Annotated in this window: 15 protein-coding genes and 1 pseudogene; 6 read left to right on the forward strand and 10 right to left on the reverse strand. The window is 70.7% G+C overall.

Annotated features, from left to right (window positions below; translation table 11 throughout):
* Positions 1–115: 115 nt before the first annotated feature.
* Positions 116–709, reverse strand: coding sequence for a TetR/AcrR family transcriptional regulator (locus tag RUR_RS19910; RefSeq protein WP_283136600.1), 594 nt, complete (start codon positions 707–709; stop codon positions 116–118).
* Between the two features lie 83 nt (positions 710–792).
* On the opposite strand from RUR_RS19910, the gene RUR_RS19915 reads away from it, so the two are divergent.
* From RUR_RS19915 to RUR_RS19925, 3 genes are all read left to right on the forward strand, one after another.
* A complete protein-coding gene (locus RUR_RS19915; protein ID WP_283136601.1) occupies positions 793–1,221 on the forward strand; it encodes a VOC family protein in 429 nt (142 codons plus the stop codon).
* 246 nt (positions 1,222–1,467) lie between these two features.
* Positions 1,468–1,824 (forward strand): hypothetical protein, encoded by a 357-nt coding sequence (locus tag RUR_RS19920; protein ID WP_283136602.1) that lies wholly within the window; start codon positions 1,468–1,470, stop codon positions 1,822–1,824.
* A gap of 68 nt (positions 1,825–1,892) precedes the next feature.
* Positions 1,893–2,255, forward strand: coding sequence for a hypothetical protein (locus tag RUR_RS19925; RefSeq protein WP_283136603.1), 363 nt, complete (start codon positions 1,893–1,895; stop codon positions 2,253–2,255).
* Positions 2,256–3,074: 819 nt separating this feature from the next.
* Here RUR_RS19925 and RUR_RS19930 read toward each other — a convergent pair.
* Positions 3,075–3,908, reverse strand: coding sequence for an aldo/keto reductase (locus RUR_RS19930; protein ID WP_283136604.1), 834 nt, complete (start codon positions 3,906–3,908; stop codon positions 3,075–3,077).
* A 65-nt stretch (positions 3,909–3,973) separates the two neighbouring features.
* Positions 3,974–5,131, reverse strand: a complete 1,158-nt coding sequence (locus RUR_RS19935; RefSeq protein ID WP_283136605.1) for a coiled-coil domain-containing protein — start codon at positions 5,129–5,131, stop codon at positions 3,974–3,976.
* A 182-nt stretch (positions 5,132–5,313) separates the two neighbouring features.
* On the opposite strand from RUR_RS19935, the gene RUR_RS19940 reads away from it, so the two are divergent.
* Positions 5,314–5,901, forward strand: a complete 588-nt coding sequence (locus RUR_RS19940) for a dihydrofolate reductase family protein (protein WP_283136606.1) — start codon at positions 5,314–5,316, stop codon at positions 5,899–5,901.
* A gap of 105 nt (positions 5,902–6,006) precedes the next feature.
* Here RUR_RS19940 and RUR_RS19945 read toward each other — a convergent pair whose 3' ends face one another.
* The 5 genes and pseudogenes from RUR_RS19945 to RUR_RS19965 form a co-directional block, all read right to left on the reverse strand.
* Positions 6,007–7,443: an ATP-binding protein gene (locus RUR_RS19945; RefSeq protein ID WP_283136607.1), complete on the reverse strand. Its 1,437-nt coding sequence runs from the start codon at positions 7,441–7,443 to the stop codon at positions 6,007–6,009.
* Positions 7,440–9,122: an NAD(P)/FAD-dependent oxidoreductase gene (locus RUR_RS19950; protein ID WP_283137054.1), complete on the reverse strand. Its 1,683-nt coding sequence runs from the start codon at positions 9,120–9,122 to the stop codon at positions 7,440–7,442. Before RUR_RS19950 ends, RUR_RS19945 begins: the two co-directional genes overlap by 4 nt.
* A gap of 384 nt (positions 9,123–9,506) precedes the next feature.
* On the reverse strand, positions 9,507–10,091 hold the full coding sequence (locus tag RUR_RS19955) for a fascin domain-containing protein (protein ID WP_283136608.1): 585 nt from the start codon (positions 10,089–10,091) through the stop codon (positions 9,507–9,509).
* 651 nt (positions 10,092–10,742) lie between these two features.
* Positions 10,743–11,252, reverse strand: coding sequence for an EF-hand domain-containing protein (locus RUR_RS19960; RefSeq protein WP_283136609.1), 510 nt, complete (start codon positions 11,250–11,252; stop codon positions 10,743–10,745).
* 167 nt (positions 11,253–11,419) lie between these two features.
* Positions 11,420–11,548: pseudogene (locus RUR_RS19965) on the reverse strand (DNA-binding response regulator); the annotation flags it as partial.
* 139 nt (positions 11,549–11,687) lie between these two features.
* Between RUR_RS19965 and pip the strand changes: the two are divergent.
* Together pip and RUR_RS19975 are read left to right on the forward strand one after the other, a co-directional pair.
* On the forward strand, positions 11,688–12,650 hold the full coding sequence (gene pip, locus RUR_RS19970; RefSeq protein ID WP_283136610.1) for a prolyl aminopeptidase: 963 nt from the start codon (positions 11,688–11,690) through the stop codon (positions 12,648–12,650).
* A gap of 131 nt (positions 12,651–12,781) precedes the next feature.
* Positions 12,782–12,949: a hypothetical protein gene (locus RUR_RS19975; protein WP_283136611.1), complete on the forward strand. Its 168-nt coding sequence runs from the start codon at positions 12,782–12,784 to the stop codon at positions 12,947–12,949.
* A 61-nt stretch (positions 12,950–13,010) separates the two neighbouring features.
* Here the strand turns inward: RUR_RS19975 and RUR_RS19980 are convergent, their stop codons facing one another.
* Both RUR_RS19980 and RUR_RS19985 read right to left on the reverse strand, forming a co-directional pair.
* Positions 13,011–13,571: a DUF6506 family protein gene (locus RUR_RS19980; RefSeq protein ID WP_283136612.1), complete on the reverse strand. Its 561-nt coding sequence runs from the start codon at positions 13,569–13,571 to the stop codon at positions 13,011–13,013.
* 123 nt (positions 13,572–13,694) lie between these two features.
* Positions 13,695–14,795, reverse strand: coding sequence for a methyltransferase domain-containing protein (locus RUR_RS19985; protein WP_283136613.1), 1,101 nt, complete (start codon positions 14,793–14,795; stop codon positions 13,695–13,697).
* Positions 14,796–15,147: the final 352 nt, after the last annotated feature.

Here is a 15,147-nt window from a genome sequence, read left to right on the forward strand (position 1 = left end):
GATGCTCCCGGCCACAAGCTGAAGCCCTCGAACCGGGTCGCCGCCTCGGCGGGCGGCCCGGCTCCGCCCGTACCCGACGATGGTCGTCTCCGACTCCGCCCGTCCCAAGCCGGGGTCAGTCGCGGAGTGAGGCCAGCAGGCGGGACAACGCGGCGGCGGTGTCGGCGAGGTCGGCCGGATTCTCCGAGCGGGCCAGCCACAGGGCGGCCTCGTTCATCGCCCCGGACAGCAGACGGGCGAGGGGCGCGACCGGTTGCCGGGTGATCGTCCCGTTCTCCATGAGGGCGGTGAGCGCCTCGGCGAGATGCCGCGCCGAGGACGCCTCGTCCATGGCTCGCCACTCGTGCCAGCCGAGCACCGCGGGACCGTCGATGAGCATGATCTGCTGGACGTCGGGGTCGGAGCTCGCCGTCAGGAACGCCTCGCACCCCGCGATCAGCTGCTCCCACGGGTCGTCCCGGGCGTCGGCCGTGGCGGCCACCCTCGCTGCGACCTCCTGCTGGACCTGTGCCACGACGGCGCGGAACAGCGCGGCCTTCCCGTCGAAGTGGTGGTAGAGCGCCCCCTTGGTGACCTGGGCGTTCCGCACGATCTCGGCGAGGCTGACCGCCGCGTAGCCGTGCCGGGCGAAGAGTTTCCGGCCCTCGGCCAGCAGGGTGGCGATGGTCGCCAGCCGCTGCTCGGCCTTACTCCGTGATACCTGGACCACGTACACCCCCACTTTGACATACCGACGGTATGCATCTAGGTTAGCAACACATACCGACGGTATGTTAACCCTGAGGAGGACCCATGAAACTGACCGGCTTCTACCCCGTGGTGGGCACGACCCTGGTGGCCGAATCCCGCGACTTCTACACCCGATACTTCGGCTTCGAGATCACCTTCGAGGTCGACTGGTACGTGAGCCTGCGGCGGCCGGACGGATACGAACTGGCACTGATGGACCCGACCCATCCGAGGATCCCCGAGGGCTTTCGCAAGCCCGTCCAGGGACTGATCCTCAACTTCGAGGTGGCCGACGTCGACGCGGAGTACAAGCGGCTGGTCGACGAAGGCGGGCTCACACCCAAGCTCACCCTGCGCAGCGAGGAGTTCGGCCAGCGCCACTTCATCGTCGCCGACCCGAGCGGCGTCTCCATCGACGTCATCACCCCGATCGAGCCGACCGGGGAGTTCTTCGGCATGTACGTCGGCGAGATCCCCGGCCAGGACGGCTGACCGTCACTCCGGAACGTTCCACAAGGACCCGAGGCCCGCGCCGGTGGACACCCCCCACAGGGGTCGAGACCGGCCGGGCATCCTGTGTCCTTTCAGACCTGAGACAGGTATTGCACAGGAAACTTTCCTTATAGATACTTTGGGTGCACCAACTCGCAACACCTCGTTCGACGAACCACTCGCACGTCAGGCGGCAAGTCACCCCCTACCGCCTGAGTCATGTCTCCCTGGTTCACGGAGGTACCTATGCGTCGAAGTGTCATCACCCGTGCCCTCGCCGGAGCCGCCCTGGCCGGGCTGGCCGCCCTCACGGTGACCGTGCCCCCCGCCGGGGCCTCGGCCCTCGCGACCTACGACGAGGTCATCAGCCCCAGCTACATCGCCGATTACTGCAACGCGCACGTCGGCGCAAGTGACATCGGGTTCTACCGCAGCAACGGAACCCTCGGCTGCTACCGCCGCAACTGGCACACGGGAGCGTTCGCCTACGTGGGCGGCGCGAGCCCCTCCAGCGTCTGCCAGTACTACGCCCTCCCCGGCTACACGGTGTACAGCGTCTACCACGTCACGGGGGACGCGCTGGGCTGCAGGTTCCAGAACTGACGCCCCCCGGACCGCACCGAGGTGATCACGGCGACCCCTGATCAACCGTCTCGCGTTGTGGAGGATTCATGTTTCGACGTGCCCTGGCCGCCGCCGCCGGTGTCGCGCTGGCCGGGCTGGCCGCCCTCACGGTGACCGCGCCGCCCGCCCAAGCCGCCGCTCTCGACACCTACGAGACCGTCATCAGCCCCAACTATCTCGCCGACTACTGCTACACCCTCTACCCAGGCGTCGGGAACACCCCGGGTGCCAACATCGGGTTCTACACCGGATCCCTCAGCTGCTACTACCGCCACTGGAACGGGACGTGGTTCTACTGGGGCAGTGGAACCCCTTCCACCGCCTGCCAGTACTACGCCGTCCCCGGCTACACGGTGTACAGCATCTTCCAAGGTCCCTCGCAATCCATGGGCTGCAGATACCAGAACTGAGGTCTCCCCCTCGCGCGGCCGCCTCGGCCCGCCGGTCATCCGACCCCCGCTCCCCCTGATTCGGGTACGGCCGCAGCGGGCCGATCCGGAACGGTGACCGATTCGGTGTGGCGTGGCCCGGAAGCCGCCACACCGAATCCACCATGGCCGTGATCGGCCCGGTATAGGGCCCGAAACATGTGTCCGGTACGGCCTGGCGGCCACCACGCCGCGGAACCCCGGCGCAGCCGTACCGCGACGACGGGGTCCGGAACCCTCGGACCCGTACACGTCCCGGGTGGAACCGCCGGGCACGGACCCCCACCCGGAACGGCACCGGGCCCGCGGAACTCGCGCCCGCAGGCCCGGTGGCCCCGGGATCGCACCGTCCATCGCCGGACGGCCACCCCGGACTCGCGCCGCGTCATCCGGGCGAGGCTCTGAGGACACCCGGCGTCTCCAGCCAGGCGTCGTGAAGCCCTCGTCCGGCGGTCGACGGCCATGCTCGAAGGCACCGGTCGGCTGCCCGGCCACCTCTTTCCGGAACAGGACGGGTGACCCCGACGGGATGCCGACGCCGAACCAGGCGCCCGGCGAGACTCGCGGGCGTTCGACCGGTACCCCGACCCGTCGCCGACGGCGACCTGATCGCCACCCGCTGGACCATGCGATCCGTCCTCCGAGGGGGTCGCCCGGGCGACCACCCCCGCGGGCACCCGGATCTCCTTCAGCGGCCACGACATGCCACGCATCGCCGACGGCGAGATCATCCGTGCAGCGACACCCTGCACGGCCTCAGCCGGATCGCCGGACCCAACGGCCCCGCCTGACCGAAGCCGGTCAAAGGATCCGGTTGAACTCGTCCGGGTGCGGACCGACCCGCTCGTCCCGGTCGAGCGCCGAGATCTCCGCCATCTCCGGCCCGCTCAGCACGAAGTCGAACAGGTCGAAGTTCTCCCGCACCCGTTCCGGGGTGATCGACTTGGGGAAGACCACGTCCCCGCGCTGAAGCTGCCAGCGCAACGTCACCTGGGCGGGGGTCTTGCGATGGCCCGCCGCGATCCGCTGGATCACCGGGTCGTGCAGCACCTTGCCCCGGGCGAGCGGCGACCACGCCTGCGTGACGATCCCCTGCTCGACGTCGAAGTCCCGCACCTCGTCCTGGGTGAGATACGGGTGGACCTCGATCTGGTTGACCGCCGGGACCGTCTCGGTCTCCTCCAGCAGACGCCGCAGGTGGTGGATCTGGAAGTTGGACACGCCGATCGCCCGGGCCCGCCCGGAACGGTGGATCTCCTCCATCGCCCGCCAGGTCTCCACGAAGTCCCCCACGGCGGGCATCGGCCAGTGGATGAGAAACAGGTCGAGCACGTCGAACCCGAAGTCCTCCATGGTCCGGTCGAACGCCTTGAGCGCGTCGTCGTAGGCGTGGAAGCCGTTGTTCAGCTTGCTCGTGACGAAGATCTCGTCACGGGGGAGCCCGGATGCGCGGACCGCCTCACCTACCTGTTTCTCGTTCCCGTACATCTCCGCGGTGTCGATATGGCGGTACCCGACCCGCAGCGCCGTCAGGGTGGCCTCCTTGGTCTCCGCCGGCCGGATCTGGTAGGTCCCGAAACCGAGCTGCGGGATCTCGACCCCGTTGTTGAGCAGGATGCTCGGCACTACTGTCACGATCGGGCTCCTTAGGGCGTGATGAAGACGTACGGCGGCCGTCGCAGCACGCCACAACGAGGGACCTACCCCGCTTCGGGGCGGTCCTTCCCTCGTTTCGGACGGGACGTCCGTACCGCCGGCTCGGCCTGAAGACCCGCAGCGACGCGAACCTCGGCGGCCACGGCCCGCTCCCGGAGCCGCGCCGCCTCCGCCACGGCCTCCTCCAGACGGGAACGCAGATCCGCCGACCGCGCCTCCTCGATCCGCAGCTCCCCGGCCAGCCGATCCCGCTCGGCCACCGCCTCACGGGCCTGTTCCGACGCCTCGGCGGTCTGCGCCGCCGCGACCCGGCGGACCTCGGCGACCTGCTCGGACGCCTCCCGCTCCACGTCACGGGCCCGCTGATCGGCCTGTACGGCGTGCGCCCGGTGCCGGGCGGCCTCCGCCAGCGCCTCCCCCCGGGCCTGCTCCGCCTGCTCGGCCCGCCGGACCGCGCGCTCCCGCTCGGCGTCGGCGGCCTGCGCCCGGGCCAGCGCCGCGGCCGCCTCGTGCTCGGCTTCCTGCCGGGCCCGATCGGCCAGCTCCGCCTGCAACTCGGCGGCCTCCCGCCGCTTGGCGTCGGCCACCGACCGGTCACGGGCCTGTACGGCGTCGGCCTGGGCCGCCTCGGTCTGCGCCCGCGCCAGCTGGATCTCCCCTGCGGCGAGCCGTACCGCCTGCTCCCGCTGGGCGTCGGCGTCCCGGGCGTGCCGCCGGGCCTCCTCGGCTTCCGTCCTGGCCAGGACGGCGTCCTGCGCGGCCCGATGCGCGTCCTCGCGGGCGGAGGCGGCCTGGGCGAGCGCCGCCTGCCGCGCCTGATCGGCCTGTTCCGCCGCGGCCCGCACCGATTCCGCCTCGGCCCTGGCCTCCTCGGCGTCGGCCCGCGCCAGCCGTACCTGCGCCAGCGCCTGCTCCCGGTCGGCCTGCGCCACCGCCACCCGGGTGTGCGCCTCTGCGGCCAAGGCGCTCATCTTCGCCTCCACCCCGGCCGGGCTCAGCTCGTCGGCGAGCACCTGGGCGAGCGGGGAGATCGCGGCGGCGAGCCCCTTCTCCATCCGCTCGTACAGCTCCTCCGCCCGGGCGAGCGCCCCGTCCAGCCCCGGGGTGGCGCGGCGCAGCTCCCGCTCCCGTCTGGCCGCGGTCTGGCACTCCCCCTCCAGGCAGTACGCCCGGGGCCTGCCCCGGCCGGGACGCTGCTCCACAGGCGCACCGCAACGATTGCAAGGCCGCACGGCCGGAACACTCACGGCCCGCACCCTATCAGCGACGATCAGACGTCCGCGGTCCCGAGCGACGGCCTGTTTCCTGACGCGGCGATGAGTTTTGGTGCGCCACATGGTCTGTGCTATCGAAGTTCTGATCCACCGGAAAGGCGGGAGTGGCGATGGGCAGAGTCATCTATTCGATGCATGTGTCGCTGGACGGCTACATCGAGGACCACGAGGGCGGTATCGGGTTCTCCGCGCCGGACGAGGAGGTCCACCGGGCGGCGAACGAGGAGGCGAAGGACGCCGCCGCGTTTCTGTTCGGCCGGCGCCTCCACGAGTCGATGGAGGAATTCTGGACCACGGCGGCCCGCCGGGACGACCTGCCGGAGGTGGCGGCGGAGTTCGCCCACGCCTATGTGGCGACGCCCCGGGTGGTGTTCTCCGACACGCTCGAGACCGTCCCGGAAGGGGTCCGGCTCGTACGCCGCGCCGACGCGGTGGCCGAGGTGACCCGCCTCAAACAGGAGACCGGCGGAGACCTTTCCGTGGGTGGGGCGGACCTCGCGGCCTCTCTCCTGGACCTGATCGACGAGTTCCGGCTCTATGTGATGCCGGTGGCGCTCGGCCGCGGCAAACCATTCTTCGAACTCCAGAAGCACCTCAAACTCCGACTTATCGGACATCAGGTGTTCGCATCGGGCACCGTGTGCCTCCGCTACGAACCCGCGGACGGCGCGGCACCCGCCCCACCGGACGGCGCGTGACCAAGCGACGCCGCAGCCGCGGGAGGTCTGCGCCCGGTGGATCGGAGGCCGGGCCGGGCGCAGCCCGTACACCGTGATCGTCGAGCTGGGCGGCGGGCCCGCGGCTCAGGACTCCGGGCGGCCGTTGAGGGGGAGTCGGACGATGAAGCGAGTGTCGCCGGGTTCCGATTCGACGTACAGGTCGCCGCCATGCCTGCCGACCACGATCCGGTAGGAGATGTCGAGTCCGAGGCCGGTGCCCTGGCCGATCGGCTTGGTCGTGAAGAACGGCTCGAAGACCCGGCGGGTCAGCTCCGCGGGGACACCCGGCCCGGTGTCGCGGATCTCGACCCGCAGGCAGTCGCCCTCGCGGCGGGTGCCGACGGTGAGCCTGCCGGCGCCCTCCATGGCCTGGACGGCGTTGTCGATCAGGTTGGTCCAGACCTGGTTGAGCTCGGCGGCGTAGACGGGGATCGGGGGGAGCGACCGATCGTAGTCCGTGACGACCTCGACCCCGGAGAGCTTGCCGCTCAGCATGATCAATGTGCTGTCGAGGCCGGTGTGGACGTCGACCCGCTCGTGGGGCACGCGATCCAGATGGGAGTACTGCCTGGCGGCGCCGACCAGTGAGGAGATGCGGGTGATCGAGTCGGTGATCTCCCCCAGCAGCAGCTCGGTCTCCAGGGTGCAGGCCAGCCAGCGGATCGCGGCGCCGAGCAACTCGGGCGGCGTCGCGTCCGCCAGGCCGTCGAGAAGCCCGACGGAGACCCCCGCACCGACGAAGACCGGTGCCAGGTCCCATCCGCCGGGGATGTCGCGCTCGTCCAGCCAGTCGCCGATCTCGTCCTCGCGCTGGGACTCCTCCAACGCGGTCAGCCGGGGCGCCGACGCCACCCCCTCAATCATCTGGTTCTGAAAGCCGACCAGATGCTCAAGGATGCGCGCGTCGATCTCGCCGCCGGCCAGCATGCCCAGCGCGGAACGCATGGCCGCGATCTGGGTCCGCAGCGCCGACGTGGCCCGCAAGGCCGCCGCGGCCGGGTTGTTCAGCTCATGGGTGAGCCCGGCGGACAGCGCGCCCAGGGCGAGGAGCTGCTGCCGCTGGCCGACGATCCGCTGGGTGTTGCGCATACCCAGGAACAGCCCGTCCAGCAGGTGGACCGCCATCGGGAACCAGGTGCGCATCAGCGCGGCGAAATCCTCGCTGCGCAGCACGAAGAACCGGGCGTCGTCCACCACCCGCACACTGGCCGTGTAGACCTGCGGTCCCTCCCCGCCGACGTAGGAGCGCATGGCCCCCGCGTAGACGCCCACCTGGCCGGTCCGGACCGTCTCCACGTCGTCCCGGCCGACCCGGCCGCTCATCGAGATCACACCGCCGAGCAGAACGACCAGCACCTCGGCGGGCTCACCCTGCTCGAACACCGTCGCGCCGCCGGGCAGCTCCACCACCCAGCCGTGCTCGGAAAGCCAGTCCAGCTGCTCGTCGTCGAGTTTCTCGAACAGGAAGAGCTTGCGCAGCTCGTCCGGGGGGAGCCGTTCCCCGTGGCCGGCGACGCTCATGTCGCGTCCAGATACCGGTGTACGAGGGTCACGGCCATGGCGCCTTCGCCGACCGCCGAGGCGACCCGTTTCACCGAGTCGGCGCGGACGTCACCCGCGACGAACACGCCCGGCACGCTCGCCTCCAGCGGCCAGGGGTCGCGCTCCCCCGGCCAGCCCCGCGGCCGGCGGCGGTCGACCAGCAGGCTCGGGCCGGTGAGCACGAACCCCCGCTCGTCACGGTCGAGCACACCGGCGAGCCACTCGGTGTGCGGCCGCGCCCCGATGAAGACGAACAGGTGACCGGTGTCCAACCGCCGCACCGATCCCGACGGCACGTGCCGGAGGGTCACCGCCTCCAGGTACGCCTCACCGCAGGCCTCCTCGACGACGGTGTCCACCCGGACGCAGACGTTGTCGATCGCGTTCAGCTGTTCGATGAGGTAGTGCGACATGCCGGCCTCCAGCGAACCACCGCGGACGACCAGCGTCACCGACCTCGCCACCCTGGAGAAGAACACCGCGGCCTGACCCGCCGAATTCGCTCCCCCGACGATGACGACGTCACTGCCCTTGCAGTGCTCGGCCTCGGTCGAGGCGGACCCGTAGTAGACGCCGCGCCCGGTGAGCCCGGCCACCCCCGGCGCGTCGAGCTCCCGGTAGGAGACACCGGTCGCGACGATCACCGAGTGGGCCGCGACCTCGCCCCCGTCGGCGAAGGAGAGGACCCTGGCGGGTCCGTCCGCCCGCAACCCGACGACGTCGCGGGTCGTGAGGATCTCCGCGCCGAACTTGGCCGCCTGCCGGCGGGCCCGATCGGTGAGCTGAGCACCCGAGACACCGTCGGGGAAACCCAGGTAGTTCTCGATCCGGGCGGACTGCCCGGCCTGACCGCCGGTCGCCTGGCGCTCCACCAGGAGGGTGCGCAGACCCTCCGACGCGCCGTAGACGGCGGCGCCCAGCCCGGCCGGGCCGCCCCCGACGACCACGAGGTCGTAGAAGTCCCCGGCAGGCACGGTGGAGATCCCCACGGCGACCGCGAGTTCGGCGGCCGAAGGGGCGACGAGGACCTCGCCCCGCGAGGTGATCACCACGGGCAGCGTCTCGGCGTCCAGGCCGGCCGCCTGGAGCAGCCGGCCGCCCTCCCGTTCGTCCGCGGCGAACCAGCGGTACGGCACGGCGTTGCGGGCCAGGAAGTCACGCGCGGCGAACGACGGCGCCGACCACCGGTGCCCGATCACCTTGGCCTCGGAGACGTCCGCGCCCGGCTCGTCCGCGTAGGCCTGCAGCATCGCGTCCACCACCGGGTAGAACTTCTCCTCGGGCGGCTCCCACGGCTTGAGCAGGTAGTGGTCGACGTCCACGACGTTGATCGCGGCGATGGCCGCGTCGGTGTCCGCGTAGGCGGTGAGCAGCGCGCGCCGGGCCCGTGGGAAGAGATCCATCGCGGCCTCGAGGAACTCGATCCCGCTCATCTCCGGCATCCGGTAGTCGGCGAGCAGGACCGCCACCCGGCCACCGCGTAGTTTGACGTCCCGCAGTGCCTCCAGCGCCTCCGCCCCCGATCCGGCGCGCAGGATCCGGTACTCGGCTCCGTATCGACGTCGCAGGTCACGGGCGACGGCCCGGGAGACCGAGACGTCGTCGTCCACCGTGAGCACGACCGGTTTGGCGGCGCCGCCCGCGCTCTCCGCGGTCACGGGCGCCAAAGAGGGCTTCGCCCGGGGAGCGGGGCCCGCCGTCCCCCACCGTGCGGCGGGACGCCGCCGGGGACGAACGGTACGGAGACTCCCGTGGAGGAGAAGTGTGCAGCCACCGCGTCATCGTAACCGAATGCCCTGGAACCCCCCGCGCAGTTCCCGAAGCCCCCGTCGGCACCGCAGGAGACGACCGCTCGCGGGGTTCCGCGCCGGAGTCGATGGGACGGCGGACGCCCGTACCCGGCCTCGCCTCGGGCGCCCCCGGCGACGGGGTGGGCGAACCTGAGGACGGCCGTGGTGTGGCGCTCGGCGGGGCGCCACACCTCCGCACCGTGCCGGACGCCCGCCGCGCGGAGGCGGGACGCAGGCACCGGGGTGCCGGACCTACTGGAAGCGCTCCCACTCGCCGACCGCGGTGGCCCGCGCCCGCAACATCGCGTAGTCCGCGCCCGCGTAGCGCAGCTCGGCCGAGACGAGACGGCCGTTGGCGGTGGAGCGGATCACGGTGCACCGATCGCCGCAGGACTCGAAGGAGAACCGCTCCCAGGAGCCGACGACGGTGGCCCGCGCCCGCAACATCCCGTTGTCGGCACCGCCATAGCTCAGCTCGGCCGAGACGTAGCGGCCGTTGGCCTGGGACCGGATCGTGGAGTTCACCCCGTCGAAGCAGATGGTGAACCGCTCCCACGTGCCCTTCTGCCCGGCACGCGCCCGAAGCATGCCCTCGTCGGCGCCGGTGTACCCGAGCTCGGCGGAGACGAAGCGGCCGTTGGCGAGCGAGGTGAGCGCGATGTCGGGCACGCAAAGTGACCGCTTCGCCTGGAACAGGGCCTGGTGCCGGGAGAGCGTGGTCGCGCTCCGGTCCGCGGCGGCGGCGGGGACGGCCGCGCCGAGACCGAGCCCGGTCGACACGAGAGCGCCGATCAGGAAAAGTCGCCCGGTTCCAGGCACAAGGTGCATGAGGTTCATGGCGTATCGACTCCTTACCGAATGACGGCCGGAATTCGAGCGGGACAGCCTCGGATTCCGCTACTCGATAGCGACCTTGGCTTTACCGGCTCCCGGTGTCAATCAAAATAAAAATTCAGCAAGGATTCCAGCGCTTCATTTCCCCCGATCACTTTGTTTAGGGGTTAAGAAGCCATTTTGTAAATGGCACCAATCCAGGGACAAATCAGTTTCGGTATGACTATGTTCCCTACCCCACTCCCCTCCCAGACCAGCCAACTCTATACTCTTTCTACACTTCGTCACCGACACTTCGCGGTATGCACCACTCTTTCTACCGGGCCACATGAGTAAATGAGACACTCCCCCACAACCCCAACAGAGCCCTCGCACATCCGCTTTCCGATCGAGAAGTCGAAAACGGAAAACCAATCACGTCACCACCAATGCGAGAGCACTGGACCCACCACATGTTTTCCATCCCGACCACACCAATTCTCCCATCACGCTATTTATTCATGAATCAGGCGATCAGCCGAGAATCGGTGTTCTACTGTGCACGCCCTCGGCGCACACGGGCCGGAGACGACGATCCCCCGACCCGATCGGGGAACCGCCGACGGGCGGACCAGGCCGGGCGGGGGTGTCCGAAAGTCGCGTCGCCCGTACCGCTCAGAACCGGCCGAACACCCAGGTGCCGGGGGCGTCCGGGTCGTCGCCGGACCAGAACTCGGTCCAGAGCCGGGTGAACTCCTCGGCGGACAGGTGGCCGTCCCCGTCCAGGTCGAGCAGCGGGAAGACCTCGTCGGTGTCGACGGGGCGGCCGCTCCAGGTCTCGATGAGGCGGCGGTACTCCCCGACGGAGATCGACCCGTCGCCGTCCTCGTCGACGGCCTCGAACATCGCCGTCGCGGTGCCGACGACCGCCTCGGGCATCTCCCCCAGCCCGTCGACGACCCGCAGCACCTCGTCCAGGGTGACCTTGCCGTCACGATCGAGATCCGAGGCGGCGAGCAGGACGGGCCACCAGCCCAGCATGACGGCGGCCATCCGGGGCCGTCCCGTCCCGGCCCACCGCTTGGCCAGCGCGATGAAATCGGCTTCCTGGAGAAAGCCGTCGCCGTCGACGTCCATCGCGTCGAACACTCCAGCGATCTTGCGACGTTGAAACCCACTTGCCATGAGGTGTTCCTCCCGCCGGTCTGCCGGTCGACACATCGTGCCCGGACGACCACCCGGCCAACAGTCGCCCCACCGGTTCACCGACATCCCACCCGAGTGACGACATGGTTACCCATCGCCACATTCCGGCGTCGACCGCGAAGCCACCCGGCGCGACGGGACGCGGGTCAGGCCTGGCCCGGCTCGGCGGCGACCAGGCCGGACCGGTAGGCGAAGACGACGAGCCGGGCCCGGTCGCGGGCGCCGAGTTTGGCCATCGCCCGGTTCACGTGGGTCTTGGCGGTGACCGAGCCGATCACGAAGCCACCCGGGCCGGAGCACGTTCGGCCACACCGCCGTCCAAGGAGCGGCAGCCCGACGGCCGCGCGATCCGGGTGATCGTTCATGGGTAGGATGTAACAGCACTGTCATATTGAAGGAAGGGAGGGACATCGGGTGACCGGTTTCTATCCGGAGATCGAGCCGTACGACCGCGGGATGCTGGACGTCGGAGACGGCAACCGGATCCACTGGGAGGTCTGCGGAAACCCCGAGGGCAAACCCGCCGTCGTCCTGCACGGCGGGCCCGGGTCGGGGTGCGCCCCCGGCTGGCGGCGATGCTTCGACCCGCAGGCGTACCGAATCATCCTGTTCGACCAGCGCGGTTGCGGCCGGAGCACGCCGTCCGCCGGCGACCCCGGCACCGACCTCGGGGTGAACACCACCCCCCATCTGATCGCCGACATCGAACGGTTGCGGGAGCATCTGGACGTCGACCGGTGGCTCGTCCTCGGCGGATCGTGGGGTTCTACCCTCGCCCTCGCCTACGCGCAGCGGCACGCCGAGCGGGTCTCGGAGATCGTCCTGTTCAGTGTGGTCACCACCACCCGTCGCGAGGTCGAGTGGGTGACCCGTGACATGGGTCGGATCCTTCCGGAGGCGTGGGACCGGTTCCGCGACGGCGTTCCGCCGGCCGCGCGGGACGGCAGCCTGGTGGACGCCTACGCCGAACTGCTCGCCGACCCCGACCCCGCCGTACGGGAGCGGGCCGCGGCCGGGTGGTGCGCGTGGGAGGACTCGCACGTGGCCGTCGGACGCGACCACGAGCCCGATCCCACATACGCCGATCCGGCGTTCCGTATGACCTTCGCCCGGCTGGTCACCCATTACTGGCGGCACACCGCCTGGCTGGAGGAAGGGGAGCTCCTCCGCGGGGCGGGCGAACTGGCCGGCGTTCCGGGCGTGCTGATCCACGGCCGTATGGACCTCAGCGGCCCCCCGGACATCCCTTGGCGACTCGCCCGGGTCTGGCCCGACGCGACCCTCGTCCTCATCGACGAGGGCGGGCACGGTACCGGCCACCCCGGCATGGCCCGGGCCCTGATCGAGGCGACGGACCGATTCGCCGGGCGGCGCTGAGCGGGAGGACACGGGGGCGAATTCCACCCTCCGCCCTTGAGAGCGGCGGTATCGTGCGAACCGGCCGGGAGAGGGAGGAGAAGCGTGCTCCACACCGATGGTAATCCCTGGTGACGCCCGGGGATGAGCGGATGATCTGTCCCCGGTGCCACGGGTCCGGGCACGTCGTCATCGGGCGGATGGCGATCGTCGAGCGGCAGATCGTCACGGCGGGGGTCGAGGAGATGTGCAAGGCCTGCGGGGGAAGGCGCTACCTCGCCTGCTCCGTGTTCTCGGTGGACGAGATCGACCCCGGCTAGCCGTACCCCGGCCGGCACCCCTTCGGCGTCGGATCCGGCCGGGACACGTCGTCGCGACCCGTCACGGGCCGTAGACCGCGACGCCGACGGGGACTTCGGCCTTGATCGCGTCGATGACGACGGCGGCCGATCGCGGGGTGAACCCGCCGTACAGCTCGATGAGTTCGGCCTCGCCGCCGGCGACGAGGTCCACCGCGACGGCCGCCGCGGCCGCCACGTCGGGGACCGCCACGAAGAGGGCGGTGCCGCCCTCGTGCTCCCGCAGGTCCCGGTCTCCGGCCGGGTCGGCGCCCTCGTGCAGGTAGACGAAGGCGGCGGCCAGCCGTTCCCCGGCTTCGAACCGGGCCTTGTACGCGGCGACGCCGGTCAGCGACTCCAGGCCGAACAGCACAAGCCCGACGGGCACCGCACCGTCGACGGCCCGGTACACGGCGGCCGCCGCGGCCGGGCCGAACGCCCCGCACAGCTCGATGCGTCCGACGCCGTCGGCGATCAGGTCGAGCGCGGTCTTCGCCGCGGTTTCGGGGTCCGGCACCCCGATGATCGTGGTCCGGCCTCCGGCGTCCGCCCGTACCAGGGGCCCGACCGGGTCCAGGTGGATGATTGCCTTGTCGAAACCCATGGCGGTGCCTTTCAGCCTCGGCACGGCCGCGCGCGGGTGGGCGCGCAGCCGTACGGATGTCTCTCGAAGGCGTCGCCTGTCGTCGACGCCATGATCAGACTAGGACCTCTACCAAAGTAGAGGTCAATGATCTCTTCGAATCCGGTCGTCGGATCCGCCGGACGGCTCGCGCGGAACGAGCCGGACGACGGACGGACGGGATCCGAACAGGCTGACCTGCTGGACGTATGTGGGCACGAGCCCGTACCGGATGGCGGCGGCCAGGTCCCCGGTGTCGGGGATCAGCACCACGGCGCTCCCGGTGGGGGTGAGTACCCGGCGGATCTCGGCCCACCAGCGCTCGGGTGCGCCGGCGAGCCTGCCACCCGCCCTGACCTGGGCACCCCAGGGCGGATTGGCGACGACCCGGTCGACGCTCCCGTCCGCCAGCGGCAGGTCCCCGGCGTCCGCCGCGCCCACCCGGACCGCGGTGGAGCCGGCGGCGTTGACCCTCGCGGCCCGGAGCGCGGCCGGATCCAGGTCGTAGCCCTGGAAGCGGCCGAGGGGCTGCGCCCTCTCCGCCTCGATGAGCAGGGTTCCCGCGCCGCAGCACGGATCCAGGACCCGCTGGCCGGGGAGGACGTCGGCGAGGATGGCCATCGCCGCGGCCACCGGCGGGTGCAGGGTGCCCGGGATCGTGGCTCGCTTGTAGTCGCGCCGATGCGCGGGCCGGAGGCCGATCCGCAGCATCAGGGTGGCGTGTTCGCCGTCGAGGGTGAGCCGCCATCCGCCGTCGAGGTCCGGCGGCGGGGTGCCGTCCCGGCGGGAACGGTAGGGCACGCCGAGCCGCCGGGCCAGGGCCGACCCGATCACGTCTTCGGCGTCGTAGCGGTTGAAGTTCCGCCTGCCCAGAAAGGACGCCGAGACCTCGACCCCGGTGAGCCGGCCCCGGCCCCCGTAGGCCCGCCGACGTGCCAGCAGCGAGTCGAGGTCGAGCGCGGCGGTCAGCTCGGCGAGTCCGCCCAGTCCGGCTCTGACCCGCCCGATGTCGGGGATCCGGCCGGCGAGCAGGAACACGTCGTCGGCGGTGCGCGGCTCGATCCACCGGGCCGGGGGTGCCGCCTGGAACCGCACCTCGCGATGGCCGAGGCCGGTGACCGTGCCGAGTTCGGCCCGCAGGATCTCGGTGGCCGCGATGGGCTCCAGACCGCGGATGCACCGCGCCACCAGGCGCGCCGCCGTCACAGGACGGAGGGGGTGCCGGGCCGCGGAAAGGCGAGAAAGCGCACGGAGATGTGCACAGTGATCATTTCTCCCACGTCGCGATTCGGGGCAGCGCTCCGCCACCCCGCCTCGTCGGCGACGGGTTCTCCTCGTCTCGCCGACGGGTCGCTAACGCAGGAAGAAGAAGTTCACGGGGCGACCCTAGCAGGCCTGGACCACCGGTTGATCCCTGATTGTCCGCGTACGCGGGATATAGTTGACATCGACTATTCTATATTGGATAGTTGATATCAATCAAACACCCTTCTGGACGGCGGGCCGCCACCGGCAGCGACGTCCCCGGGGCCCTCTCATCGACGACGGAAGCCGCCTG

This window comes from Rhizohabitans arisaemae (genome assembly GCF_025996515.1).
Taxonomy (GTDB): domain Bacteria; phylum Actinomycetota; class Actinomycetes; order Streptosporangiales; family Streptosporangiaceae; genus Rhizohabitans; species Rhizohabitans arisaemae.

What these genes read in the sequence shown, in the direction of transcription:
- RUR_RS19915 (WP_283136601.1), top strand. Translation starts at nt 793, where the DNA reads ATGAAACTGACCGGCTTCTACCCCGTGGTGGGCACGACCCTGGTGGCC.
- RUR_RS19920 (WP_283136602.1), top strand. Translation starts at nt 1,468, where the DNA reads ATGCGTCGAAGTGTCATCACCCGTGCCCTCGCCGGAGCCGCCCTGGCC.
- RUR_RS19925 (WP_283136603.1), top strand. Translation starts at nt 1,893, where the DNA reads ATGTTTCGACGTGCCCTGGCCGCCGCCGCCGGTGTCGCGCTGGCCGGG.
- RUR_RS19940 (WP_283136606.1), top strand. Translation starts at nt 5,314, where the DNA reads ATGGGCAGAGTCATCTATTCGATGCATGTGTCGCTGGACGGCTACATC.
- RUR_RS19945 (WP_283136607.1), bottom strand. Translation starts at nt 7,443, where the DNA reads ATGAGCGTCGCCGGCCACGGGGAACGGCTCCCCCCGGACGAGCTGCGC.
- RUR_RS19955 (WP_283136608.1), bottom strand. Translation starts at nt 10,091, where the DNA reads ATGAACCTCATGCACCTTGTGCCTGGAACCGGGCGACTTTTCCTGATC.
- RUR_RS19960 (WP_283136609.1), bottom strand. Translation starts at nt 11,252, where the DNA reads ATGGCAAGTGGGTTTCAACGTCGCAAGATCGCTGGAGTGTTCGACGCG.
- RUR_RS19975 (WP_283136611.1), top strand. Translation starts at nt 12,782, where the DNA reads ATGATCTGTCCCCGGTGCCACGGGTCCGGGCACGTCGTCATCGGGCGG.
- RUR_RS19980 (WP_283136612.1), bottom strand. Translation starts at nt 13,571, where the DNA reads ATGGGTTTCGACAAGGCAATCATCCACCTGGACCCGGTCGGGCCCCTG.